The organism is Amycolatopsis sp. NPDC004772, assembly GCF_053601215.1.
Genome location: NZ_JBSGBK010000025.1, coordinates 62774 through 86519, shown reverse-complemented (window position 1 = coordinate 86519; position 23746 = coordinate 62774). Strand labels below are relative to the sequence as shown.

Sequence of the window (23746 nt, the reverse complement as noted above, 5' to 3'; positions counted from 1 at the left end):
TAGTCACAATAACGGCTTCGGGGTGGCGGAGAACGAGCGAATCAAGACCGCAAACCACCTCGAGAACGTTGCCAGTCGGTCACCACACCCAACCCGGCATCAATCTCCTCCCCCAGCAAAGCCCCCAACAAAGCAGCAACATCCGCCCCGAGCAACTCCCCCACCCGATCCAGCAAAGACAAAGCCTCCCAAGGCGAACCAGCCAAAGACCCGGCACCAACCCCAGGCTCCGGCGGAACCAACCCCTCCTCCAACCCGAACCGCCCAGCAGCCAAGAGAGCAGCCACCACCAGATGAGGCTGAGCATCAGCCCCGGCGAACCGGAACTCCAGCCGAGGCCCGGAAGCCGGCCCGGCCACCCGAACCGAGGCGGTCCGGTCGTCATACCCCCACCGAACCTCCCGCGGCGAGAACGGCGCGGTCCGCAACCGGACATAGGAGTTCCAAGTAGGCGCCCAAACGGCAGTCAGCGCCCGCGCATCCCGAAGCACCCCGGCCAGGAAACCACCCAGCAGATCGGGCTCCGACCCATCCACAGCGGACAAAGACAGGTGAACGTGCCCGGAGTTCCCCTGCCCAACCGAAGGAGCGGCCAGATAATCGGCGGTAACCCCGTGCCGAGCCGCCACCCGGCGCACGATCAGCTGCTGCAGAAGAACATCATCACAAGCGGCCAGAGCATCCCGGTGCCGCAGCACGATCTCGTACTGCCCGGGATGACACTCGGCCCGCGCCGACTCGACGCCCAACCCGGCGTCGTCCAGCGCGGCCCGCAGATCACGCAACAACGGCGCAAGCCGCTCGGTCCCGCCCACCGCGTAGTCGGCCCCGTGCGAGGTGAGCGGCCCGGACGCATCCCGGAAAACGACCTCGTGCTCGATGCCCACCGAAGGCACCAACCCCAGCCCCTCCAGCGCGGTGAGCTGAGTACGGAGCACCTCCCGCGGCGCCAGCTCGGCCGCACCCCCGGACGGCCATTCGGCATCCCCCACGACGGCCCAGGTCCGGTCCCCCAGCGGGATCGCCGACGCCGCGTCCGGCCGCACCCGCAGGTCGCCGAACCCTTCGAGGTACCCGCCGAGCACCCCGGACGCCGGCAGCGGATCCCGGGACGGCGTCCACGCGAACACATAACTGCAAACGCCGTAACCATCATCGAGCACCGAGGCCGCGAACGGCGCGGCCAGCTCGACCGCGGCGAACCGGGCGTGCGGATCGGGCACCAGCAGGAGCAGCCGAGCACCGTCCTCGGCGAGCAGCCCCCGCAGCACCCCCTCCCCCGCCGCGGCCGCCGCACGCCGGTCGGCCAGCGACCGCGGGCCGACCGGCCGCGCGAACGCCGTCACCACGCGCCGCCCGGGTCCGGGGCGTGCAGCGGGTTCGGCACCCGCCCCCAGCGGACGTCGAACTCGTCGTCCCGTTCCACCTTGTCGAAGCCCTGCCCGGCGAAGTGCTCCCGGTTGAGCGTCACGCGCTCGACGTCCGGGGCGAACAGCCGGCAGGCGTCGAACCGCGCGGCCACGTCGGGGTTCTCGTCCCGGTAGCGGCCGACGATCTCCCGCACGGGCGCCCAGAACGCGGCCCGCTGCAGGCCGAGCTCGTCGAGCAGGACCTCGGCCCAGAACCGGAACTGACCGGAGAACACCGAACTGAACAGCGACTGCGCCAGCAGGTGCGCGGGCCAGCGCAGCATGTCCGCGGCCGCCTCCGGGGGCAGCGACTCGTAGCTCCCGAGCTGCTCGTCGAGCAGGTCGACCCCCTGGGCGAAGTCCTTGATCAGCACCCGCTGCGGAACCCCGGCGGCGTCGACGACCAGGACGAGGTTCTGGCCGTGCGGGCAGAACCCGACGCCGTGCCGCAGCAGCCACTGCAGCAACGGCGTGAGCAGCAGGTCGAACAGCCGGGTCAGCCACGCCGTCGCGTCCCCGCCGCCGATCAGGTGCGCCAGCACGGAGACACCGTCGGGACCCCGGTAAGGCAGCGCGGCGAAGGACAGCGCCCGCTCCCCTTCGGCCAGCCGGATCGGTTCGCGCCACAGCGCGCCCAGGGTTTCGTGGAACCGGTACGGCAGCTCCTCGAGGTGCCCGAACAGCGGGTGCTGCACCGACACGCTCGCCACCTCGCCGAGCAGCCCGAACCGGTACTGCTCCGTCAGCAGCGGGTCGGCCGCGCTGATCCGGCGCAGCCAGGTCGTCACCGACGGGCCGGCGAGCGTGGCCGCGGAGTTGAGCCCGCGGTAGACGAGCGTGTTCCGCACCGACACCGCGGTCTTGACGTCGTGCCGGCCGGGTGTGCTCACGTTGGCCAGGGTCCGGACCGTCTGGTGCGGCCGGTAGACGTCGGCGCTCTCCCCGAGGTCGATGACGACACCGGTGGCGAGCTCGGCGGCGTAGAGCGTGCCGAGGATTTCGTCGGCCTGCCACGGGTGCACCGGCACCCAGACGTAGTCCTCGGGCGCCTTCGCGGCGAACTCGTCGCGCAGCTCGCCGAGCTCGGCGGCCAGCAGCGCGTCCCGGCTCAACCCGTCGACGCACCGGAACTCGGCGTGGTCCGGGTGGACGGCGAACCAGCGCAGCCGGAGATCCTCGCCCGCCTCGGGCGCGTACCGGGCCCGGTCCCGCGCGGAGAACCCGACCCGCCCCTTGTTGAGCACGAGCCGCGGGTGGCCGGTGAGGTGCCCGTCGGCGACGTCGTAGTCCATGGTGGACAGCTCGGCCGCGGTCGGCGCGCGGCGCAGGCGGGCGGCTTCGTTGGCGGCCGTCGAGGTCAGCTCGGCGAGCACGTCGGCCAGCCTCAGCCCGCTCAGGCCCAGGACTTCGCGGGCGTCCACGACGAGCGTGCGCGGGTCGGTGACCGGTTCGCCGGAGCGGCGCGCGCTGCCGGGCTCGACCGTCCAGGCGTCGAACGCGCCCCGCCGGGCCCGGAACGTGTAAACCGCGCCCGGGAGCTCCAGCCGGTAGGCGTCGCCGTCGGCGACCGGCTCCAGCATGTGCTCGTAGGACAGCTCGCCGAGCATCTTGTGGGTGATCAGCGCGCCGGCCGCGCGCCAGGCGGCCGCCTCGTCCAGGGTCACTTGTCCTCCAGGCCGAACGTGGTGAACGCGGTGCGGTCGGGCAGCTCGTGCACGGTCTTGCCGCACACGGCGTTGAGGATCACGGCCGCCCGCCAGGCGCCGAGGCCGAGATCGGGCGCGCCGGGCCCGTGGGTGTGCCGCTCGGCGTTCTGCACGAACAGCGACCCCGGCAGGTCGAGGGCGACGCGGTAGTCGGTGCCGACGTCGAGGCGGCCCTGCCGGTCGCGGCGGACGGCATCGCCGAGCCCGGCCAGCAGCGGCCCGGTCGGCGCCTCCGCGTACCCGGTGGCCGCGACGACGGCGGCGGTGCGCAGGGTGGCGTCACGGCCCTGTTGCGCGTGCCGGACACCGAGCGCGAGCTCGCCGTCCACTGTGGACGCCGAGACGACTTCGACACCGGGGGTCAGCACGGCGCCGGGCGGGCCGGTGATGCTGCGGCGGTAGAGCTCGTCGTGGATCGCGCCGATCGTTTCGGTGTCGATACCCTTGTAGAGCTGCCATTGCGTGGGCAGCAGCCGGTCGCGGACGGCTTCGGGGAGAGCGTGGAAGTACGCGGTGTAGTCCGGTGTGAACTGTTCGAGGCCGAGCTTCGAGTACTCCATGGGCGCGAACGCGGGCGTCCGGGCGAGCCAGCGCAGTCCGTCCACAGTGGATCGGCTGCGCAGCAGGTCGAGCACGACTTCGGCGCCCGACTGCCCGGAGCCGACGACCGTGACGCTGCCGGCGGCGAGGAGTTCGTCCCGGTGCGTCAGGTAATCGGCCGAGTGCACCGCCAGCACCCCGGGATCGGCGACGAGCTCGCGCAGCGGTTCGGGCACCGAAGGGACCGAACCGACGCCGAGCACGACGTTGTCCGCGAGCACCGGCTCGCGCCCGGCGATGGTGAGCTCGAAGGCGTCGCCGGCCCAGCGGATGCCGGTCACTTCGTGCCCGAAGTGGCACGACGGCAGCCGGGCGGCGGCCCAGCGGCCGTAGTCGTCGTACTCGACGCGCGGCATGTGGAACCGCTCGGCGAAGTAGAACGGCAACAGGCGGCCGCGGTCGCGCAGGTAGTTGAGGAAGGAGAACGGGTTCGTCGGGTCGACGAGCGTGACGAGGTCGGCCAGGAAGGGCACCTGCAGCGTCGCGCCCTCGACGAGCAGGCCGGGGTGCCAGCGGAATTCTGGGCGGGCGTCGAAGAAGACGGCGTCGAGGCCGTCGACTCCGGCGGCGAGGGCCGCGAGCGAGAGGTTGAACGGCCCGATCCCGACCCCGGCGAGGTGGTGGCGCCTCACGAAGCGACCGGGCTTTCCCGGCCGGCGACGAGCTCGGCACCCGCGGTGGCGACGATCCGGTCGAGCAGCGGGAGGTAGTCGCCGGCGGTGGCGTGCGGGTGCAGCAGCGTCAGCTTGAGCCACAGCTGGTTCGCCCCGCCCGGCCCGGTCGGCAGCGCGGCCCGGCCGATGACGGCGGTGCCGGCCTCCAGGAGCGCCCGGCGGACGCGCGCGACGAGCTCGTCACCGCCCGCCTCGTCGGCGAGGACCGGCCGCAGGACCACTGTGGACAGTTCAGGCGGGCCCCAGAGCCGCAGGCCGGGGTGGTCCTCGACGCGGCGGGCGACCTCGGTGGCGAGGGCGCAGCAGCGTTCGACGAGGGCGCCGAGGCCGTCGGTGCCGAGCGCGTGCACGGTGACGGCCATCCGGAAGGCATCCGGCCGGCGCGACGTCCGGATCGAGCGGCCGAGCAGATCCGGCAGGCCGGCTTCGGTGTCGTCGTCGGCGTTGAGGTACTCGGCGCGGACGGTGAGCGCCCCCAGATCGGCGGCCTCCCGGGCGGCGAACAGCCCGGCGGCGACCGGCTGCCAGCCGAACTTGTGCAGGTCGAGGGCCACGGAGTCGGCACGGTCCAGCCCGGCGAGCTTCGGTTTGAGCGTGTCGCTGCAGAGGGCCATGCCGCCGTAGGCCGCGTCGACGTGCAGCCGGGCGTTGTGCCGGCGGCAGATTTCGGCGATTTCGGGCAGCGGGTCCAGGGTGCCGGTGTTGGTGGTCCCGGCGGTGGCGACGACCACGCAGCCGGGCGTGAGAACTTGGTCGAGCGCCTCGGGCCGCAGCCGATCGCCGTCGCAGGGGACGACGATCGGGGCGGGCAGCCCGAGCAGCCAGGCGGCGCGGGCGACGCTGTGGTGGGCGTTGGCGCCGCAGACGCTTTGGAGGACGCCGTTTTCGCGGGCGAGGAGAAGGCCGAGGAGGTTGGATTCGGTGCCCCCGGTGGTGACGACGGCGTCGGGGTCTTCGGCATCGGGGTAGCAGAGGCGGGCAATGCCGGTGGTGAATTCGCGCTCGAGCTCGCTGGCGACGGGGGCTTGGTCCCAGGAGTCCATGGAGGGGTTCAGGGAGCCGGCAACGACATCGGCGGCCACGGAGACGGCGAGGGGCGGGCAGTGGAGGTGGGCGGCACAGGTGGGATCGGCAGGATCGGCGGACCCGGCGGCGAGAAGCCGGCTGAGCTGTTCGAGCGCGGCTTCGGCTCCGACACCCCGGCGGGGCAGGAGGCCACTCCCGGCGGCCGCAGCAGCTTGCACGGATCCCGGGGCGGGCACAGCAGCATCAGCCGAGTCCGGACCATCGTCACTGTGTCCCCCCAGCTCGCCACGCTCTGCCACCAGGGCCGCCGCCACCGCCGCCGGGCCGCCGGCCGGGATGGGGCCTCCGCGTTCGGCCACCCCCGCCGCCATTGCGCGCAGGGCCAGCGGGATCAGCTCGCCGAGCCGGTCCGCGCCGCCGTGGCCTCCGGCCAGCCCGTCTGCCCGCATGTGCCCGCCTTCCTTAGGGTTGCCTTGCCTACGCTGAGCAACAGTACGGCGACCGAAGGCTGCCTGTCATCCGGCCCCGTCCAGCATGCTCGACCGGGTGGCGGCGACGCGTCGGCCATCGGGAGTAGGTTCAGCGCGAGGAGGAGGTGATCAGCGTGCCCCGGTGGGACGTCCTGGCGGCGATCGGCGCCGGCGGCGCGCTCGGCAGCCTCGCCCGCTACGGCCTGTCCGTGGCGATCCCGCACGCGCGCGGCGAGTTCGCCGTCGCGACGCTGCTCACCAACGTCCTCGGCTGCCTGCTCATCGGCGTCCTGATGGCCGTCCTGACCACCACCGCGCGCCCCCACCACCTCCTCCGGCCGTTCCTCGGCGTCGGGATCCTCGGCGGCTTCACGACGTTCTCGACGTTCGTGACCGACACCCTCGATGCGGCGACGACCGGGCGGCTTCTGGGTTCCGCGCTGTACGTGGCCGCGTCGGTGGTGCTCTGCCTGGCGGCGGTCGCGGCCGGCCTCTCGGCGACGCGCGCGGTGTCCCGGAGGCGGCCGGAGTGACACCGCTCCTGGTGGCCCTCGGCGGCGCGGCGGGCTCGATCCTGCGCTACCTGACCGACTGGAAGGTCCGGCAGTGGCGCGCCTCGCCGTTCCCGTTCGGGACGCTGACGGTGAACATCGCGGGTTCGTTCGTCCTGGGCTTCCTGAGCGGCTGGCTCCTGCACGGCGCGGAGCCGTCCTCGGTGCGCGCCCTGATGGCAGTGGGCTTCTGCGGCGGCCTGACGACGTTCTCGACGTTCGGCTACGAGACGGTCCGCCTGTTCCTGGAGAAGACGCGGCGGTACGCGGTGCTGAACGTGCTGGTGACGGTGGCCGCGGGGCTGACGGCCGGCGGGCTCGGGCTCGCGCTGGCCACCGTCACCTTCACGTGAGCGTCAGCGCGGCGCCAGCCCGCGCACCTGCTCGAACGGGTCCCCGCCCGTCGGCAGCAGGGCGATGATCGGCGTCGTCAGCCCGTTGTCCACATAGGCCTGGACCTGCTCGCGGCACGACGCCACGCTGCCGTGGATCACCAGTTCGTCCACCACCGCGTCCGGGATCACCTGGTTCGCCTTCTGCCGGTCCCCCGCCGCCCAGGCTTCGTGCATCGGGGCCAGTGCCTCGCCGCGGCCCAGCCAGTCGTGGAACGCCGCGTACACCGGCACCGTCAGGTAGCTCGAGATCAGCATCCGGCCCAGGCCGCGGGCCGCGTCGGCGTCCTCCGTGGGGCAGACGAAGATGCGGGCCGCCAGCTCGACGTCCGGGCCGACCACCGACCGCACCTGAGGCACGTCCGAAGCCGCCAGCCAGTTCGTGATCGCGCCGTCCGCCTCGCGCGCCGCCAGCTTGAGCATGCCCGGGCGGAGCGCCGCCAGCATGATCGACGGCGGTGGGTCCGCCGGGCGCTCCAAGCGGAACTTCGACACCGCGAACGTGTCGTACTTCTCGCTGACCTTCTCCCCCGCCAGCGCCGACCGCAGGAACCGCAGCGTGTCCCGGGAACGCGCGAAGGGCTCGTCGAAGGACGCCGCGTTCCAGGCCGAGACGATCACCGGGGAGGACGCGCCGATGCCGAGGACGAACCGGCCCGGGGCCAGCTCCGCGACCGTCGCCGCCTGCATCGCCAGCAGGCCGGGGCCGCGCGTGTACACCGGGACGATCGCCGTGCCCAGCCGCAGCTGCGGGGCCCACTGCGAAGCCAGCACCAGCGGCGTGAACGCGTCGGTGCCCGCCGTCTCGGCCGTCCACGCGTCGGTGTAGCCCAGGTCCGGCAGCTGCTCGACCAGTTCACGGTGCGCCGTCAGCGGCACCCCGGTCAGCGGAATCGTCAGGCCCCAGCGGCTCATGCAGTCTCCTTCTCGACGGCGGACAGCTCGCGCAGCAGCCAATCGACCTGCGTGCGCATCAGGTTCTCCGCGACCTCTTCGGCCTGCGGTGTCATGTGGGTCGCGCCCGCCAGCGGCAGGAAGACGTGCGGGCGCCCCTTCGCCAGCAGCGCCGACGACAGCCGCAGCGCGTGCGCGACGAACACGTTGTCGTCGGCCAGGCCGTGCACGATCAGCAGCGCGCGGCTCAGTTCGCCCGCGCTCTCGATCAGCGAGTTGTGCGCGTAGCTCTCGGCTTCGTCCTGCGGCTTCCCGAGGTACCGCTCGGTGTAGTGCGTGTCGTACAGCGACCAGTCGGTCACCGGCGCGCCCGCGACCGCCGCGTGGAAGACGTCCGGCCGGCGCAGCACCGCCAGCGCCGACAGGTAGCCACCGTACGACCAGCCGCGGATCGCCACCCGCTCCACGTCCAGCTCGGGGAACGCAGCGGCCGCCGCCTGCAGCGCGTCGACCTGGTCCTGCAGCGTGACGTCGGCAAGGCGCCCGTGGATCTCGCGCTCCCACACCGCCCCGCGGCCCGGCGTGCCGCGGCCGTCCGCGACGAGCACCGCGAAGCCCTGGTCCGCCAGCCACTGCGACGTGAGAAACGCGTTGCGGCTCTGCAGGACGCGCTGGGCGTGCGGCCCGCCGTACGGGTCGAGCAGTACCGGCAGCTTGCCCTCGCTCGGCTCGTACCCGCGCGGCAGGAGCAGCGCCGCGCGCAGGTTCCGCTCGCCCAGCGTCAGCCAGGTCAGGTTCGGTACGATGTCGGGGTCCACAGTGGACGAGGTGATCGTCGCGACCGGCGAGCCGTCCCGCAGCACCGACACGCGCGGGCCGCTGTACTCCAGGCTCCACGAGGAAAGCACGGTGACCGCGGCGGTTCCGGCGCCGACGTGCACGCCATCCACAGTGGACAGGCGGCGCACCGACGCACCCTCGGTGCGGAAGACGTGGATCTGCGTCGGGTCGTCCTCGGAGGCGCTGAACAGGATCTCGTCGCCGATGTCGAGCACGGCCCGCAGCTGCAGCCCGGCCGGGGTGACCGCCTCGCCGCCGACGAAGAGCCGGTGGTCGCCGTCGACCATGCCCTCGACGACCAGGCGGCCGTCGGGCGTCCAGGCCGGCACACCGCCGACGATGTCGATCCAGTGCTGGTCGGAAGCGCTGTGCACCACCGAGGTCGAGCCGTCGGCGACGTCCACCGCGAGGACGTCCATCCGCTTCTGGTCGCGCGGCTGCACGGCGAGCAGCGGCGCGCCGCCGGCCGACCAGTGCACCGAGGCCAGGTACTCCCACTCGCCCGGTTCGACGTCCACCCGCGAGCCGTCCAGGCCGAGCACCGCCAGGGACACCAGCGCGTTCGTGGTGCCCGCCGCCGGGTAGGCGACGACGTTCGCCGGGTTCTGCGGGTTGGCCGGGTCCGCGATGGTCCAGCGCGGGACCGGGCCGCGGTCGGAGCGTTCGGCCAGGATGCTGCGGCCGTCGGGGGCCCACCAGTAGCCGCGGGTGCGGTCCATCTCCTCGGCCGCGATGAACTCGGCCAGGCCCCAGGCGATGTCCTCGCCGTCCTCCTCGACCAGCACGCGGTCCTCGCCGGTGGCCAGCTCGAGGACGTGCAGCCGCCGGTTCTGGACGTAGGCGACGTGCGTGCCGGTGGGGTCCGGCCGCGGGTCGATGACCGAACCGTCGACGCGCAGCGTCACCTCGCCCGAGGCGAGGTCCAGGGTGTAGAGCTTGCCCGAGAGCGAGAACACCGCGACGGTGAAGGCCGCGTCGACGCCGTAGTGCACGACGCCGCCGCCGGTCTCGCGGGCCCGCTCGCGCCGCGCGCGCTCTTCGGCGGGCAGCTCCTCTTCGCCGGGCAGCAGCTCGGCGGCGTCGACGAGCTTGGTCTCGGCGCCGGTCGCCAGGTCGGCCGACCAGAGGCTGTGCCGGGGGTCGGTGCCCGACTCCGCGCGCAGGAACAGCACGCGGGAGCCGTCCGGGGCGACCCGGAACTCCTTCGGCGCGCCGAGGGTGAAGCGCTGGGTCCGGGCCTGTTTGCGGAGGAACGGGAGGTCGTCGACATCGGTCACGCCCGCACTCTTCCAGACTCCTCACGCGAGACGCCAACACCCTTCAGCTTGGCCAGCTCCGCGTCGACGTCGTAGTCCGGCGCCGGGAACTGCGGCTTCAGGTCGGCGAGGGTCTCGATCAGCAGCTCGGCGACGGCCCAGTTGCGGTACCACTTGTGGTCGGCGGGCACCGCGTACCAGCCCGGCGTCTTCTCGAAGATGTCGGCGTAGGCCTTCTCGTACGCGGGCCAGTGCGACCGCGCCTCCAGGTCGCCCGGGTTGTACTTCCAGCGCTTCTCGGGCGTGACGAGCCGGGCCTTGAGCCGCTTGAGCTGCTCCTCGGGCGAGATGTGCAGGAACACCTTGAGCACCGTGGTGCCCGCCTCGGCCAGCTCCGCTTCGAACGCGTTGATCTCGGCGTACCGGCGCCGGCGCTCGGCCGCGGTGAGCAGGCCGGACACGCGCGGGACCAGGATGTCCTCGTAGTGCGAGCGGTCGAAGACGCCGATCTGGCCGGCCGCGGGCAGCTGCTTGCGGATCCGCCAGAGGTAGTGGTGCCGCCGTTCGGCCGCGGTGGGCTTCTTGAACCCCGCGTACCGGACGCCCATCGGGTTCACCAGGCCGAGCACGTGCGAGACCGTGCCGCCCTTGCCGGAGGTGTCCATGCCCTGGAGCACGAGCAGCACCCGGCGGGTGCCGCCGCCGACACCCTCGGCGTAGAGCGCCTCCTGCAGCGCGGACAGCCGCTCACCCGCGCTGCCGAGCCGCTCGAGGGCCTTCGCCTTCTTGCCCGGCCCCACCGGGGCCGAGCCCGGGTCCGGAAGTGCGCCGTCGACGCGCAGCGCGTCCCGGACCCGGCTTCCGTCGTCCTTCTTGGCCATCCGCCGAAAGTACCCGCTCAGGCGGCGGCTTTCCCGGCGAAGAGTTCCAGCAGGGCGCCGTGCCCGCCGTCGCCCGAGACGCCCTCGCGGACCTTGGGACCGGTCTCGCCGTGCCGCTCGAAGTCGCGGTGCTCCAGCTCGACGCGGGTCGACTTCGGCCCCTCTTCGATGAAACTGACCTCGATTTCGCTGGCGTACGCCGGGTCGGGGTTGATCTTCCAGTCGCCGTCGATGCGCCAGGACAGGACCACCCGGGCGGGTGGCTCCCAGACCAGGACCTCGCCCCACTGGCACTCGGCGCCGTCGACCGTGCGTTCGTACCAGCGCCCGCCCGGCTTCGGCTCCAGGACGGCTTCGGCGAGCTCGCCCGCGCCGATGTGGTGCTGCCGCGGCCACCAGCTGTCGAAGGCCTCGGTGTAGGTCTTGAACGCGTGCTCGCGCGAGCACGCGACGGTGACGCTCCGGCGGATCGGCTCCAGAGTCATGGCTGCTCCTCTTCGGTGGGTTCGGTGGCTTCCGCCAGCTCGGCGAAGGCCTTCAGCGCGTCCGACCACATCCCGTCGAGCCAGGCGCGCAGGGCGGCGATCCCGGCCGGTTCCAGCCGGTAGAGCCGCTTGGTGCCGACGGCCCGGTCGGTGACCAGGCCGGCCTCCTTGAGGACCTTCAGGTGCTGGGACACGGCCGGGCGGCTGATCGGCAGGTCCGCGGCCAGCTCGCCGACCGCCCGCGGCCCGGCCCGCAGCGCTTCGAAGATCGCGCGGCGCGACGGGTCGGCGAGGGCGGCCAGCTGGTCGCTTCCGTAAGTCGCCACGAACCGTAAGTTACGACTTACTGATGTAACCGTCAACCGGCACGCAGTGTTTCGGGGGTGTGAACGCGATATTGCGCAACGAACAACGGGTGAAAGCAACGATTCCCGGCTGAACTCTGCGTCTGCTGCCTCTAACCTGAACACATGACGACGTTCGCCGGCCGGGAGACCGCCGCCCCCACCGCCGCGAGCTTCATCGAGCTCGACGAGCGGTGGAGCACGCACAACTACCACCCGCTGCCCGTCGTGATCGCCGAAGCCTCCGGCGCCTCGGTGACCGACGTCGAAGGCAAGCCCTACCTCGACTTCCTCTCCGGCTACTCGGCCCTGAACTTCGGCCACCGCCACCCGGACCTGGTCGCGGCCGCCGTCGAGCAGCTCGGGCGCGTCACGCTGACATCGCGGGCGTTCCACCACGACCAGCTGGGGCTGTTCTGCCGCGAGCTGGCCGAGCTGACCGGCACCGAACTGGTGCTGCCGATGAACTCCGGCGCCGAAGCCGTCGAGTCCGCGGTCAAGATCGCCCGCAAGTGGGCGCACCGGGTCAAGGGCGTGCCGGACGGCACCGCGGAGATCATCGTCGCCGGTTCGAACTTCCACGGCCGGACCACCACGATCGTCTCGTTCTCGACCGACGAGACCGCCCGCGCCGACTTCGGCCCGTTCACCCCGGGCTTCGTCACGGTGAAGTACGGCGACGCGGCCGCACTGCGCGACGCGATCACCCCGCGCACGGCGGCGGTACTGCTGGAGCCGGTCCAGGGCGAGGCCGGCGTCATCGTGCCGCCGGAGGGGTATTTCGCCGACGTCCGCCAGGCCTGCGACGAGCACGGCGTGCTGCTGATCGCCGACGAGATCCAGTCCGGCCTGGCCCGCACCGGCACGGTGCTGGCGCTGGACCACGAGGGCATCCGCGCGGACGTCTACACGCTGGGCAAGGCCCTCGGCGGCGGCATCCTGCCGGTGTCCGCGGTGGCCGGCCGCCGTGAGGTCCTCGGCGTCCTGCAGCCGGGCGAGCACGGTTCCACGTTCGGCGGCAACCCGCTGGCCTGCGCGGTCGGCCGGGCGGTCGTGCGCCTGCTGGGCACGGGCGAGTTCCAGCAGCGGGCGACGGAACTGGGCGCCCACCTGCACGCGCGGCTCGGCGAGCTGGTCGGGCAGGGCCTGTCGGAGGTCCGCGGCCGCGGCCTGTGGGCGGGCATCGACATCGCCCCGGGCGGCCCGTCGGGCCGGGCGGCCTCGGAGGCGCTGATGGCGCGGGGCGTGCTGTGCAAGGAGACGCACGAGCGCACCCTGCGGGTGGCCCCGCCGCTGGTGATCACCCGCGACGAGCTCGACCGCGGCATCGACGCGATCGCCGAGGTCATCCGCCCCTGAAACCACCCGGACGCCGCCGGGTGAGCCTCCCGCCCCGGCGGCGTCCGGGAACACACGCACCTCGGCTGACCTGCGGGCCACCTCGGCGGCCGGGGAGCGCCCGCCCGCCAGGTCCGCCGCGGCCCGCCCCCCAATGTCGCGATCACCGCCCCACCGCGCGCGCTCGGGAGCACAACGTCCCCTTCGGACGTTGTGCCCGGTATGGGATCAGGGGAATGGGGAGAACGGCCGCTGGTCGGCACCGGCAGCGTCACGCCGGCCGAGCTGTTCGAACAAGGGAAGCGGCTCCGCGAGAAGACGCCGGCCGCACTGCACGACCACGCGGCCGCGGCGAAGAACCGGCCGGCACCGCGCGAGTACTTCGACGCCACCAACGCCGGGCGGCTGCCCGAGCTGACCGACCTGCGGCGGGAACGGATGCGCGCCTCGCCGTTCACGTTCTTCCGCGGCGCCGCCGGCCTGATGGGTGCCGACCTCGCCGGGACACCCTCGTCCGGCGTCACCGCTCAGCTCTGCGGTGACGCGCACGCCGCCAACTTCGGGCTCTACGGCACCCCCGAAGGCAAGATCGTCATGGACATCAACGACTTCGACGAGACCGTCCCCGGCCCGTGGGAATGGGACCTCAAGCGGCTCGCGGCCAGCCTCGTGCTCGCCGGCCGCGAAGGTGGCATCCGCGAATCGGGGTGCCGCGAAGCCGCCGAAGACGCCGTGAAGTCCTACCGCCGGACCATCCGCGCGCTCGCCGAGCTGCCGTTCCTCCGGAGCTGGAACGCGCTGCCGGACTCCTCGGTGCTGTCGAAAGCACGGGCCGACGAGCTGATCGACGACTTCGCCGACGCGGCCGAGAAGGCCCGCAAGAACGACAGCGCGAAGGTCGCCGCGAAGTGGACCGAGCGCGTCGACGACCACGAGACCGGCCTGGCCCGCCACCGGTTCGTCGCGGACCCGCCGGTGCTCACCCACGTCGACGCGGGGACCGCCGAAGCCGTCGCCGCCGGCCTGGTGTCCTATGTGGACACGCTGCGGGAGTCCCGGCGCACGCTGATCGCGCGGTACCGGCTCGCCGACGTCGCCTTCCGGGTCGTCGGCACCGGCAGCGTCGGCCTGCGCAGCTACGTCGCCCTGCTGCACGGCAACGACGACGAAGACCTGGTGCTGCAGGTGAAACAGGCCCAGCGCCCGGCCCTCGCGCCGTACCTCGACCTGCCCCCGGCCGCACACGAGGGACAGCGCATCGTCGACGGCGCCCGGCTGGTGCAGGCGGAGACCGACATCCTGCTGGGCTGGACCACGATCGACGGCGTCCCGTTCATCGTCCGCCAGTTCCGGAACCTCAAGGGCGACATCGACCCGTCGGAGCTCGAGAAGGACCACCTAGACGACTACGGCAGGCTGGCCGGCGCCTTGCTGGCCCGCGCCCACACGCGGTCGCTGCACCCGAAGCTGCTCGCGGGGTACTTCGCCGACGAGTCGGAGCTCGACGAGGCGATGGGCGCATACGCCGTGCGGTATGCCGACCAAACGGAAGCCGATCACGCCGCCTTCTCCCGCAACTGACGGACAGGTTGCCGGTCAACACTGGAGATCCACTTCGCCGTCGTGTTAGACGTGCCCGGACGAAGGAGGCGGCGTGGCGGATCTCAAGCGGCGGTCGGTGCTCACCGGAGCGGTCGCGACGGCCCTGGCGGCGAGCGCGCTCCCCGCGGCCGCGGCGCCCCGGAAGCGGGCGTTCCGGCTGGGCGTCAACTACACGCCGTCGACGCGCTGGTTCCACATGTGGGAGGACTGGCGCGAGGACGACCTGCGCCGTGACCTCGACGACATCGCCGCGCTCGGGCTCGACCACCTGCGGCTCATGCTGCTGTGGTCGGCCTTCCAGCCGGAACCCGCGCTGGTGAGCGGCGAGAAGCTCGACCGGCTGCACCGGTTCCTCGACCTCGCGGGCGCGGCCGGGCTGGACGTCGAGGTCACGGTGTTCAACGGCCACATCTCGGCCCGCTACTGGACGCCGAACTGGCTGCAGACCAAGCCCCAGCCGGTCAACTGGTTCACCGACCCGGCGGCCCTCGACGCGCAGCGGACGCTGTTGCGGGCCCTCGCCGAGCGGATCGGGCGGCACCCGCGCTTCCTCGGCTTCGACCTGTCGAACGAGCCGTACTACTACTGGGACGACTTCGCCGGCCTGTTCGTGACGCAGGCGCAGGCGGACGCCTGGGCCCGCACGCTGTGCGCCACCGCCGAGGAGGTGGCGCCGGGCAGGGAGCACACGGTCGGCTGCGACCGGGCGCCGTGGGACAACGGCACCCACTTCACCCGCCGCGGGCTCGCGGACGCCGGCAACGTGGTGGCGATCCACCCGTGGACGTCGTTCTCCGGCACGCTCGAGACCGACCCGCTCGGCGCGGTCGCGACGCACAACGCGGAACGCCTGATCCAGGTGGCCCAGGCGTACGCGACGGACCCGGCCCGCCGCGTCTGGATCCAGGAGGACGGCGCCGCGCCGTCGATCCACTTCAGCGACGCGACCCGCCCCCAGTACGGCGAGTGGCTGTCCCGGTCGATCCGCAACGCGGCCGCCAGTGCCCACACTCTCGGCTTCACGTGGTGGTGCTCCCACGACGTGAACTCCGCGCTGGTCCCGAACCTCAACCCCCTGGAGTACGACCTCGGGCTGTACACGAACGACCGGAAGCTGAAGCCGGCCGGCCAGGCGTTGAAGGCGCTGGTGGCGGAGTTCGACCGGACACCCCCGAACCCGGCCCCGCGCCCGGCGGCGATCGTGCTCCCGGACCTCTTCCCGACGTGGGGCAACGACCGGTTCTTCAAACTGGCGGCGGAAGGGAAGCGGGTGGCGTTCGTGCTGCAGAGCCGCGCTTCGGACGCGAACTACCTGAAGCAGCGGGGAATCACCGAGCTCATCAGCCTGTGACCAGCGCGGCGACGTCCGCCGCACACCCCCACGCCAAGGTGATGCCCGCTCCCCCGTGCCCGTAGCAGTGCACCACGTCGCCGACCCGTTCCAGCCGCACCGCGGGCCGGAACGGGCGCAGCCCCACCCGGGACCGCAGCACGGCGGCGTCCGCCAGGCGCGGCTCCAGTTCCCGGCAGCGGCGCAGGATGTCCGCCGTCACGGCCGGGTTCGGGTCGGTGTCCGCGCGGCCCGGCTCCTCCGTTCCGCCGCACACCACGTGGGTGCCGTGCGGGATCACGTACGTCACGCCCGGGCCGGTCTCGTCGACCACGAACTCCGGCAGGCCCGGGTCGGTCACGTGCACGACCTGGCCGCCGACCGGGACCATCGTGCGGTCGCCCGCCAGCGGTCCCGCGCCCAGGCCCGCCGCGTTGACCACCGGCCCCACCCCGGAAAGGGACGGCAACGGCCGGTATTCGACCCGCACGCCCAGCGCGACCACCTGCGCCAGCAGCCACTCCAGGTACACCGGCGTGTCCACCAGCGCCGTCGTGAACAGCAGCCGGTCGCCGTCGCGGACCGGGTCGATCATCGACCGCAGCCATTGCGGCTCCGGCTCGCCCGGGGCCCGCAGGACCCGGCCGCGGCGGAACCGCACCCCCGGCGCCTCCTGTGCCCGCAGCACCGCCAAGGTCTCGGCCGTCCACCGCGCGATCCGCTTGTCCGGGACGCGCACCGGCGGGTACAGCACCCCGCCCGCCACCGCCGAAGTCGACTCGCCCGGGCCGGCCGTCGCGACGACCGTCACGTCGTGGCCCGCACCGGCCAGCCGGTACGCGCAGCTCAGGCCGATGATCCCGGCCCCCGCCACCGTGATGTGCATCCGATCCTCCTCTCCCCGCATCGTGGCAGACGGCCATCCCACGAGAGCACGGCTACCCTCGCGCGGGTGAGGACGATCGCCGCCGTCTGCGGGCTGTTCGCGCTGCTGCTGGGCCTGCCGTTCGCCGGCGGGAGCACCCCCGGCGCGGTCGACGCCGCCGCCGCCGCGGCCGTCGGGCACCTGAGCCCCGGCGTGCTGCGGGTGCTCGTCTTCCCGACCGAGCCGTACCTGGTGCTCGCGCTCGGCCTGCTCGCGGTCTTCCTGTGCCTGCGCGCCGGACGGCGGCTGGAAGCCGGGCTCGCCCTGGCCGTGCCGGTGCTGGCCATCCTGCTGACGAGCTGGCTGCTCAAGCCGCTCTACGACCGGTGGAAGAACGACACCCTGGTCTACCCGAGCGGCCACACGGTGAGCCTGGTGGCGGTGCTGACGGTGCTCGTCCTGGTGACCCGCCGGGTCGTCGTGGCCGTGCTGGCCGCGGTGGCGCTGCTCGCCGCGGCCGCCGGGCTGGTCGGCATGGGCTACCACTACCTGACCGACGTCGTCGGCGGAACGCTCTTCGCCGTGGCGGTCGTGCTGGTCAGCTGGCCGGCACGGCGTCACGAGCCAGCGCCGTCAACCGGCTGACCGCGCGCAGGTACTTCTTGCGGTAGCCGCCGTCGACCATTTCCTCGGTGAACAGCGACGGCAGCGGCTCACCCGACACGACCAGCGGGATGGCCCGGTCGTAGAGCCGGTCGGCGAAGGCGACCAGGCGCAGCGCCACGTTCTGGTCCGGCGCCGGGTGGATGCCGCGCAGGTGCACGCGGGTGACGTCGTCGAGCAGCCGCCCGTAGCGCGACGGGTGCAGCTCCGCGAGGTGGGTGCACAAACTGTCGAAGTCGTCCACAGTGGACCCTTCGTGCGCCGCGGCCGACGCTTCGAGCTCCTCCGGCGAGACCGGCGGCGGCGCGTCCGGCAGGCCGCGGTGGCGGTAGTCCGGGCCGTCGACGCGGACCACGCCGAAGCGCGCCGACAGCGTCTGGATCTCGCGCAGGAAGTCCTCGGCGGCGAACCGGCCCTCGCCCAGCTTCTCGGGCAGGGTGTTCGACGTCGCCGCGATGAACACCCCGGCGTCCATCAGCTCCTGCAGCAGCCGGGTGACCAGGGTGGTGTCGCCCGGGTCGTCCAGTTCGAACTCGTCGATGGCCAGGATCCGGTGCGCCGACAGCCGCCGGACGGCCTCGGGGAAGCCCAGCGCCCCCACCAGGTGGGTCAGCTCGACGAAGGTGCCGTACGCCTTCGGGGACGGCGCCGCGTGCCACGTCGAAGCGAGCAGGTGGGTCTTGCCGACGCCGAACCCGCCGTCGAGGTAGAGCCCCATCGGCCCGGACGGCTCCGAAGAACCGCGAGCCCCGCCGAACAGCTTGAACCGCTTCTTCTCCTTGCGCGCCCCGACCTTGGCGGCGAACGCCGAGCACGCCTCGACCGCGGCGGCCTGGCTGGGCTCGTCGGGATTCGGGAGGTAGGTGTCGAACCGGACGGCGTCGAAGCGCGGCGGCGGCACCAGGGCGCCGATCAGCTCGTCGGCGGACAGCTCGGGACGGCGGCCGGTCAGGTGCGCGGGCATGGTCGCAGAGCCTATCCGCGCCCGCGGTACCGATCACCGGGTATATCCCCCGGTAGAGACGTGATTCACGCTCATGCTGGGATGATCGGGTGCAGCGTGTGTGGCCCGATCGGACGGGCGAACTGAGCGGTTCGGACCTCGAACAGGTCTACGGCTACCCCGAAGACCTGGACCGGCCCTGGGTGCAGGTGAACTTCGTCGCGTCCGCCGACGGTGCCGTCGAGATCGACACGACGTCCGCGGGGCTCTCGCACGCCGCCGACCGGAAGGTCTTCCTGCTGGGCCGTGACCTCGCCGACGTCATCCTGGTCGGTGCCGGGACGGCCCGCGCCGAGAACTACCGCGGGGTCGTCGCGGGCCCGAAACGCCTCGAACGCCGGCGCCGGCTCGGGTTCGGAGGAGTGCCGCCGATCGCCGTCGTGACGCGCACGGCGGAGCTGGACCCCGCTTCCCGGCTGTTCACCGAAACGGCCGTCCCGCCGATCGTGATCACGACGGACACTGCCGACACGCAAGCCCTCGAAGCCGCCGGGGCCGAGATCCTGCGGGCCGGCACCGACGACGTCGACGTGCGCCGCGCTCTCGACCTGCTCGCCGCCCGCGGGTTGCGCCGCGTCGACTGCGAAGGCGGGCCCGGCCTGTTCGCCCGGCTCGTCGCCGCCGACCTCGTCGACCAGCTGTGCCTGACCGTCGCGCCGCTGCTGGTGGCCGGGACCGCGGGCCGGATCGCCGCGGGCGCCGCACCCGCCGTGCCGCGCCGGCTCGCCCTGGCCTCGATCCTCGTCGAGGACGGCTTCACGCTCCTGCGCTACCGCCGGGACGCCGGGTGAGCGACGACGCCGAGCTGCTCGCCCGGGCCGCGGGCGGCGACCACACCGCGTTCGGCGCGCTGGTGCGGGCGCACACGCCCCGGATGTACCGGGTCGCGCTGCGGATCACCGGCAGCGCGGCCGAGGCCGAGGACGTCGTGCAGGAGGCGTGGCTGGCCGCGTGGCGGTCGCTGTCCGGCTTCCGGCAGGAATCGGCGGTGTCGACGTGGCTCTACCGCGTCGTCACCAACAGCGCGCTCGCCGTCCTGCGCCGCCGCCGTCCGACGGTTTCGCTCGACGACCCGGATCCGCAGTCCACTGTGGACAGCGCACTGCTCGCCGCCGCGGTGCCCGGGCCCGAGGGCCGGGTCGTGCGGGCCGAAGAGGTCGACGCGGTGCTGCGCGCGGTCGGCCGGCTGGAGGTGTCCCAGCGCGTGCCACTCGTGCTGCGGGAACTGGAAGGGCTGAGCTACGAAGAGGTCGCCGAAGTGCTCGACGTGAACGTCGGCGCCTTGCGCTCCCGGCTGCACCGGGCCAGGGTGGCGCTGCTCGCCGAGTTGAGGGAGCGGTGATGGCCCAGAGCGAGGACCCCGAGTCCGACCCCCGGTGGGACGCGGTGCGCGCCGCGGCCCGGCGCCGGGTGCCGACCCCGCCGGGCCTGGTCGAACGCGTCCTGCGGGCGGTCGCCCGCGGCCGCCGGACGGCGGTGGAGGTCCCCGGCGGCGCGGGCCGGCTGCGCGTCACCGAAGGCGTCGTCGACCGGCTGGCCCGGACGATCGCCGCGGACCGGGCCCCGTTCGGCGTGCGGATCTCGGCCGTCGCCGTCGAGGAGGACGCCGTGCAGGTGCTGGTGTCGGTGCGGTTCGGCATCATCGCCGACGCGGCCGCCGAAGCGCTCCGGCGGGAGATCACCGCCGAGCTGTCCCGGCAACTGGGTGTCGCTTCGGTGGTGAACGTGCACGTCGTGGACGTCCACCCGGGCTGAGATTACCCCGTTCGGGGAACCGACTGACCATTACCCCGTTCGGGGGACCTTGCGTGAGGGTTTGGCGCCGCCGGGCATCGTATGGGCGAGAACAGCCGAGAGGAGCCCGAACGCATGCACCCGGAACGGACCGAAAGCCCCGGCACGGTGACCCCGCTCAACGAGGAGGGCGCCGCCGGCCGCACCACCATCTCGTCGCTGGTCGTGCAGAAGATCGCCGGCCTGGCCACCCGCGAAGTCGCCGGCGTCCACACGCTCGGCGGCGGCGGGGTGTCCCGCGCGCTCGGCGCGCTGCGCGAGCGGATCCCCGGCTCCGGCACGGTGACGACGACCGGCGTGTCGGTCGAGGTGGGCGAGAAGCAGACGGCGATCGACCTCGACGTCGTGGTGGAGTACGGCGCCCGCATCACCGATGTCGCCCGCGCCGTGCGGCGCAACGTGATCACCGCGGTCGAGCAGATCACCGGCCTCGAGGTGATCGAGGTGAACATCGCCGTCAACGACATCTTCCTGCCGGGCGAGGAAGAACCCGAATCCACGCGCGTGGAATGAGCGACCGCGCGGCGTTCCGGGCGTTCGTCCGGGCGAACCACCCGGACGTGGGTGGCGACCCGGCGGAGTTCGCCGCGGGGCTCGCGCGGTTCCGCCGGCCGGATGCCCGCCACGACGCGCCGGTCACCTTCGTGGCCCACCGCCGCTCGAGCCGCGCCCGCCGGCGCGGTGCGGTGCTTTCCCGGGTGGCGCTCTTCGCCCGCCGTGGGGCGGCGGCCCTCCTGCCCCGCTTCCGCCGCCGCCCCTCGCGCGTGCGGTGACCTTCCGTCCAGTCCAAGGAGGACATGTGAACGCAACGCAGACCGGGCTCCTGGCCGGGCTGATCCTCGGCCTCGCCGCGACCCAGGGGTTCACCGCGTTCCTGGTGACCCTGGCCGTCGGCATCATCGGCCTGGTCGCCGGCCGGGTCCTCGACGGCGAACTCGACCTGGGCGAGCTGTTCGGCAAGGGCCGCGACAAGTGAGCCCCGTCCTGGACGTGCCCCGCGAGCTCGCCGAACCGGCCGAGCGCGGCACTCTGACCATCGGGCACGCGGTGGTCCGCAAGGTCGCCCAGCACGCGGCCGGCCAGGTCCCCGGCACCGCGCGCGACGGCAAGAAGGGCCCGAAGGCCAAGGTCGGCGGCCACGACAACGACGTCGACCTCGCCCTGGACCTGGCCCTGCGCTACCCGGCGGCGGTCCGCGCGGTCGTCGGCGACGTGCGCGCGAAGGTGGCCGAAGAGGTCGAGCTGCTCACCGGCTACCGCGTGCGGAGCCTGGCCGTGACGGTGTCCGCGCTGCTGCCGAACGTCGCGCCGAGGGTGCGGTAGCCGTGCGCCCGTTCGTCCGCATCCTCGCCACGCTGCTGGGCCTGGCCTTCGCCGCGGCCGGCGCGCTGCTGGCCCTGGAGGTCGGCTGGCACTGGTGGCGTCCGGAGTCGGCGCCGCTGCTGGTCCCGTGGCCGCGGTGGCAGGCCGGTCTGGCGTCGCTGGGCTGGGACGCCTACGCGGTGCGCGTCGGCGCCGGGGTGGTCGTCGCCGCCGGCTTGGTGCTCATCGGCTGCGCCCTCGCCGCGGGCAACCGCGCGGTCCGGCTGACCGACCCGGCCGGCGACGTCAGCGTCTCGACGTCCCCGCGGTCGCTGGCCCGGCTGGTCGGGCTGACCGTGCGCGCGCAGGACAACGTCGCGGGCGCGTCGGTCACCGCGAGCGCCCGCCGCGTCCGCGTCCGCGCGAAGAGCACCCTCGAAACGGAAGCCGAGCTGCGGCCGCGCCTGCTGGCCACGGTGTCGGCCCTGCTGGACGAGCTCCCCCTGATGCGGCGGCCGAAGGTGACGGTCGTCGTCGACTCGCCGAAGGACCGCCGATGAGCCGCTCGATCGCCACCAAGGCCCTTTCCCGGTCGTACACCGGCGAACGCACGCTGACGTTCCTCATCGGACTGCTCGCGTTCCTGGGCGGCGCGCTGGCCCTGGTGGTCGGCTTCGGCGCGCTGGGCGAGTTCCGCGGCCGCCGCCCGCTGCTCGACCCGCTCGCGCTCGAGTGGCTCGGTGCGCACGCGACCCCGGCCCGCATCGCCGCGATCGTGCTCGGCGTGCTGCTGCTGGTGCTCGGGCTGACCTGGGCCCTGCGCTCGCTGCGCCCGGAACCGCGTCCGGACCTGGACCTCGACCGCACGGAGGGAGCGGAACTGGTGGTCACGGCGGCCGCGATCGCCGGCGCGGTCCAGACGGACGCCGAGCACCTCGACGGCGTCAGCCGCGCCCGGGTCCGCGCGGTCGGTTCGCGGACGGCCCCGGCGTTGCGCATCACGCTGTGGCTGCACGAAGGCACCGACCTCAAGGCGGTGTGGTCGGGCCTGGACACCCGGGTGCTGACCCGGGCCCGCGAATCCCTGGGCCTGGAGTCACTGCCGGCCGCGGTCCGCCTGGAACTCGACACGAGCCCGGCCAAACGCGTGCGCTGAGCCGGGGTTTTCCGCAGAATGCGGGGCATGCCCCTACCGCTGCAGCCGCCGCTGAAGCCGATGCTCGCCAAGCCCGCCAAGGCCATCCCGGACGCCGGGGGCCTGCTCTTCGAACCGAAGTGGGACGGCTTCCGCTGCATCGTCTTCCGCGACGGCGACGAGCTGTACCTGCAGTCGCGCGCCGAGAAACCGCTCAACCGGTACTTCCCCGAGGCCGTCGCGAAGCTGCTGGACACCCTGCCGCCGCGGGTGGTCCTCGACGGCGAACTCGTCGTCGCGCGGGACGGGCGGCTCAACTTCGACGCGCTCACCGAACGGATCCACCCCGCCGAAAGCCGGATCACGCTGCTGGCCGGCGAGCAGCCCGCCGAGTTCGTCGCCTTCGACGTCCTCGCCCTCGGCGACGAGCTGCTGCTCGACGAACCGACGTCGGTGCGCCGGGAGCGCCTCACCGACCTGGCCGGCGACCGGTTCCCGCTCACTCCGGCCACCACCGACTCCGACACCGCGCGGCACTGGTTCGAGCTGTTCGAAGGCGCCGGCCTCGACGGCGTCATCGGGAAGCCGCTCGACGAGCCGTACACCCCCGGCAAGCGCGTCATGCTCAAGTACAAGCACGTCCGCACCGCCGACTGCGTGCTCGCCGGGCTGCGCTGGCACGTCGACGGCGGCCCCGGCGAACTCGTCGGCTCCTTCCTGCTCGGCCTGCACGACGAGAAGGGCGTGCTGCACCACGTCGGCACCGTCGGGTCGTTCCCCAAGGACCGCCGCCGCGAGCTCGCCGAAGAGCTCGCGCCGCTGATCACCGACGGCGAGGACCACCCCTGGGGCGGCCGGGCCACCGGCGAGGCCCAGCGCATCCCCGGCGGCGTCACCCGCTGGCGCGCCACCGAGCACGAGTGGGTGCCCCTGCGGCCCGAACGGGTCGTCGAGGTCGCCTACGAGAACACCGAGGGCGGCATGCCGTCGCGGTTCCGGCACAACGCGCGGTTCAAGCGCTGGCGGCCCGACCGCGAACCCGCTTCGTGCGATTACAGCCAGCTGGAGGAGCCGGCCCGCTACGACCTCGACGCCGTCTTCCGGGGCCAGGTGGTGCGGACCCGCTAACCCGCGTCCCACACCGGCCGTGCGAAGCTCGGCCTGCCCGTTGATCGACGTCCGACGT

The 23746-nt window shown here is 73.1% G+C and carries 27 protein-coding genes; 16 read left to right on the top strand and 11 right to left on the bottom strand.

Going from position 1 to position 23746, the window contains the following annotated elements; genetic code table 11:
* Positions 1–41: 41 nt before the first annotated feature.
* From ACWEF6_RS17720 to ACWEF6_RS17705, 4 genes are read right to left on the bottom strand one after another with little or no spacing between them, the layout of a single operon-like run.
* Positions 42–1346: a glutamine synthetase gene (locus ACWEF6_RS17720; protein ID WP_449683918.1), complete on the bottom strand. Its 1305-nt coding sequence runs from the start codon at positions 1344–1346 to the stop codon at positions 42–44.
* Positions 1343–3073: an IucA/IucC family protein gene (locus ACWEF6_RS17715; protein WP_449683917.1), complete on the bottom strand. Its 1731-nt coding sequence runs from the start codon at positions 3071–3073 to the stop codon at positions 1343–1345. Before ACWEF6_RS17715 ends, ACWEF6_RS17720 begins: the two co-directional genes overlap by 4 nt.
* Positions 3070–4347, bottom strand: coding sequence for a lysine N(6)-hydroxylase/L-ornithine N(5)-oxygenase family protein (locus tag ACWEF6_RS17710; RefSeq protein ID WP_449683916.1), 1278 nt, complete (start codon positions 4345–4347; stop codon positions 3070–3072). Before ACWEF6_RS17710 ends, ACWEF6_RS17715 begins: the two co-directional genes overlap by 4 nt.
* Positions 4344–5864, bottom strand: a complete 1521-nt coding sequence (locus tag ACWEF6_RS17705) for a pyridoxal phosphate-dependent decarboxylase family protein (protein WP_449683915.1) — start codon at positions 5862–5864, stop codon at positions 4344–4346. The genes ACWEF6_RS17710 and ACWEF6_RS17705 overlap by 4 nt, the downstream gene beginning before the upstream one ends.
* Before the next feature lie 146 nt (positions 5865–6010).
* On the opposite strand from ACWEF6_RS17705, the gene ACWEF6_RS17700 reads away from it, so the two are divergent.
* Both ACWEF6_RS17700 and crcB read left to right on the top strand, forming a co-directional pair.
* Positions 6011–6418: a fluoride efflux transporter FluC gene (locus ACWEF6_RS17700; RefSeq protein ID WP_449683914.1), complete on the top strand. Its 408-nt coding sequence runs from the start codon at positions 6011–6013 to the stop codon at positions 6416–6418.
* Entirely contained in the window at positions 6415–6789 is a 375-nt protein-coding gene (gene crcB / locus ACWEF6_RS17695; RefSeq protein WP_449683913.1) for a fluoride efflux transporter CrcB, read from the top strand. Before ACWEF6_RS17700 ends, crcB begins: the two co-directional genes overlap by 4 nt.
* Positions 6790–6792: 3 nt before the next feature.
* On the opposite strand, the gene ACWEF6_RS17690 is transcribed toward crcB, so the two are convergent.
* From ACWEF6_RS17690 to ACWEF6_RS17670, 5 genes are read right to left on the bottom strand one after another with little or no spacing between them, the layout of a single operon-like run.
* Positions 6793–7743 (bottom strand): LLM class F420-dependent oxidoreductase, encoded by a 951-nt coding sequence (locus ACWEF6_RS17690; protein WP_449683912.1) that lies wholly within the window; start codon positions 7741–7743, stop codon positions 6793–6795.
* Entirely contained in the window at positions 7740–9839 is a 2100-nt protein-coding gene (locus ACWEF6_RS17685; protein ID WP_449683911.1) for a prolyl oligopeptidase family serine peptidase, read from the bottom strand. The genes ACWEF6_RS17690 and ACWEF6_RS17685 overlap by 4 nt, the downstream gene beginning before the upstream one ends.
* Positions 9836–10699, bottom strand: a complete 864-nt coding sequence (locus ACWEF6_RS17680; protein ID WP_449683910.1) for a PPK2 family polyphosphate kinase — start codon at positions 10697–10699, stop codon at positions 9836–9838. The genes ACWEF6_RS17685 and ACWEF6_RS17680 overlap by 4 nt, the downstream gene beginning before the upstream one ends.
* 17 nt (positions 10700–10716) lie before the next feature.
* Positions 10717–11184, bottom strand: coding sequence for an SRPBCC family protein (locus ACWEF6_RS17675; RefSeq protein ID WP_449683909.1), 468 nt, complete (start codon positions 11182–11184; stop codon positions 10717–10719).
* Complete coding sequence (locus ACWEF6_RS17670; protein ID WP_449683908.1) at positions 11181–11510, bottom strand: ArsR/SmtB family transcription factor; 330 nt, start codon at positions 11508–11510, stop codon at positions 11181–11183. Before ACWEF6_RS17670 ends, ACWEF6_RS17675 begins: the two co-directional genes overlap by 4 nt.
* Positions 11511–11654: 144 nt before the next feature.
* Between ACWEF6_RS17670 and rocD the strand changes: the two genes are divergently transcribed.
* The 3 genes from rocD (at position 11655) to ACWEF6_RS17655 (ending at position 15819) form a co-directional block, all read left to right on the top strand.
* The gene (rocD, locus tag ACWEF6_RS17665) at positions 11655–12887 is read left to right on the top strand and encodes an ornithine--oxo-acid transaminase (protein ID WP_449683907.1); all 1233 of its coding nucleotides are present in this window, start codon (positions 11655–11657) and stop codon (positions 12885–12887) included.
* A 201-nt stretch (positions 12888–13088) separates the two neighbouring features.
* Positions 13089–14447: a DUF2252 domain-containing protein gene (locus ACWEF6_RS17660; RefSeq protein WP_449683906.1), complete on the top strand. Its 1359-nt coding sequence runs from the start codon at positions 13089–13091 to the stop codon at positions 14445–14447.
* 73 nt (positions 14448–14520) lie between these two features.
* Complete coding sequence (locus ACWEF6_RS17655) at positions 14521–15819, top strand: glycoside hydrolase 5 family protein (RefSeq protein ID WP_449683905.1); 1299 nt, start codon at positions 14521–14523, stop codon at positions 15817–15819.
* On the opposite strand, the gene ACWEF6_RS17650 is transcribed toward ACWEF6_RS17655, so the two are convergent.
* On the bottom strand, positions 15809–16684 hold the full coding sequence (locus ACWEF6_RS17650; RefSeq protein ID WP_449683904.1) for an FAD-dependent oxidoreductase: 876 nt from the start codon (positions 16682–16684) through the stop codon (positions 15809–15811). The two genes, ACWEF6_RS17655 and ACWEF6_RS17650, sit on opposite strands and share 11 nt — an antisense overlap.
* A gap of 66 nt (positions 16685–16750) precedes the next feature.
* Between ACWEF6_RS17650 and ACWEF6_RS17645 the strand changes: the two genes are divergently transcribed.
* Complete coding sequence (locus ACWEF6_RS17645; RefSeq protein ID WP_449683903.1) at positions 16751–17308, top strand: phosphatase PAP2 family protein; 558 nt, start codon at positions 16751–16753, stop codon at positions 17306–17308.
* On the opposite strand, the gene zapE is transcribed toward ACWEF6_RS17645, so the two are convergent.
* A complete protein-coding gene (gene zapE / locus ACWEF6_RS17640; RefSeq protein ID WP_449683902.1) occupies positions 17262–18290 on the bottom strand; it encodes a cell division protein ZapE in 1029 nt (342 codons plus the stop codon). The genes ACWEF6_RS17645 and zapE overlap by 47 nt on opposite strands.
* A gap of 89 nt (positions 18291–18379) precedes the next feature.
* Here zapE and ACWEF6_RS17635 point away from each other — a divergent pair, with 89 nt between their 5' ends.
* The 10 genes from ACWEF6_RS17635 (at position 18380) to ACWEF6_RS17590 (ending at position 23688) form a co-directional block, all read left to right on the top strand.
* Entirely contained in the window at positions 18380–19120 is a 741-nt protein-coding gene (locus tag ACWEF6_RS17635; protein ID WP_449683901.1) for a pyrimidine reductase family protein, read from the top strand.
* A complete protein-coding gene (locus ACWEF6_RS17630) occupies positions 19117–19671 on the top strand; it encodes an RNA polymerase sigma factor (protein ID WP_449683900.1) in 555 nt (184 codons plus the stop codon). The genes ACWEF6_RS17635 and ACWEF6_RS17630 overlap by 4 nt, the downstream gene beginning before the upstream one ends.
* On the top strand, positions 19671–20084 hold the full coding sequence (locus ACWEF6_RS17625) for a hypothetical protein (protein WP_449683899.1): 414 nt from the start codon (positions 19671–19673) through the stop codon (positions 20082–20084). Before ACWEF6_RS17630 ends, ACWEF6_RS17625 begins: the two co-directional genes overlap by 1 nt.
* Positions 20085–20198: 114 nt before the next feature.
* Complete coding sequence (locus ACWEF6_RS17620; RefSeq protein WP_310974946.1) at positions 20199–20636, top strand: Asp23/Gls24 family envelope stress response protein; 438 nt, start codon at positions 20199–20201, stop codon at positions 20634–20636.
* Positions 20633–20896, top strand: coding sequence for a hypothetical protein (locus ACWEF6_RS17615; protein WP_449683898.1), 264 nt, complete (start codon positions 20633–20635; stop codon positions 20894–20896). Before ACWEF6_RS17620 ends, ACWEF6_RS17615 begins: the two co-directional genes overlap by 4 nt.
* Positions 20897–20922: 26 nt before the next feature.
* Entirely contained in the window at positions 20923–21099 is a 177-nt protein-coding gene (locus tag ACWEF6_RS17610; protein ID WP_013224542.1) for a hypothetical protein, read from the top strand.
* Positions 21096–21446 (top strand): Asp23/Gls24 family envelope stress response protein, encoded by a 351-nt coding sequence (locus ACWEF6_RS17605; RefSeq protein WP_449683897.1) that lies wholly within the window; start codon positions 21096–21098, stop codon positions 21444–21446. The genes ACWEF6_RS17610 and ACWEF6_RS17605 overlap by 4 nt, the downstream gene beginning before the upstream one ends.
* A gap of 2 nt (positions 21447–21448) precedes the next feature.
* Complete coding sequence (locus ACWEF6_RS17600) at positions 21449–21985, top strand: DUF6286 domain-containing protein (RefSeq protein WP_449683896.1); 537 nt, start codon at positions 21449–21451, stop codon at positions 21983–21985.
* Positions 21982–22581, top strand: a complete 600-nt coding sequence (locus ACWEF6_RS17595; RefSeq protein ID WP_449683895.1) for an alkaline shock response membrane anchor protein AmaP — start codon at positions 21982–21984, stop codon at positions 22579–22581. Before ACWEF6_RS17600 ends, ACWEF6_RS17595 begins: the two co-directional genes overlap by 4 nt.
* 27 nt (positions 22582–22608) lie before the next feature.
* The gene (locus ACWEF6_RS17590) at positions 22609–23688 is read left to right on the top strand and encodes an ATP-dependent DNA ligase (protein WP_449683894.1); all 1080 of its coding nucleotides are present in this window, start codon (positions 22609–22611) and stop codon (positions 23686–23688) included.
* The last annotated feature ends 58 nt before the right edge of the window (positions 23689–23746 follow it).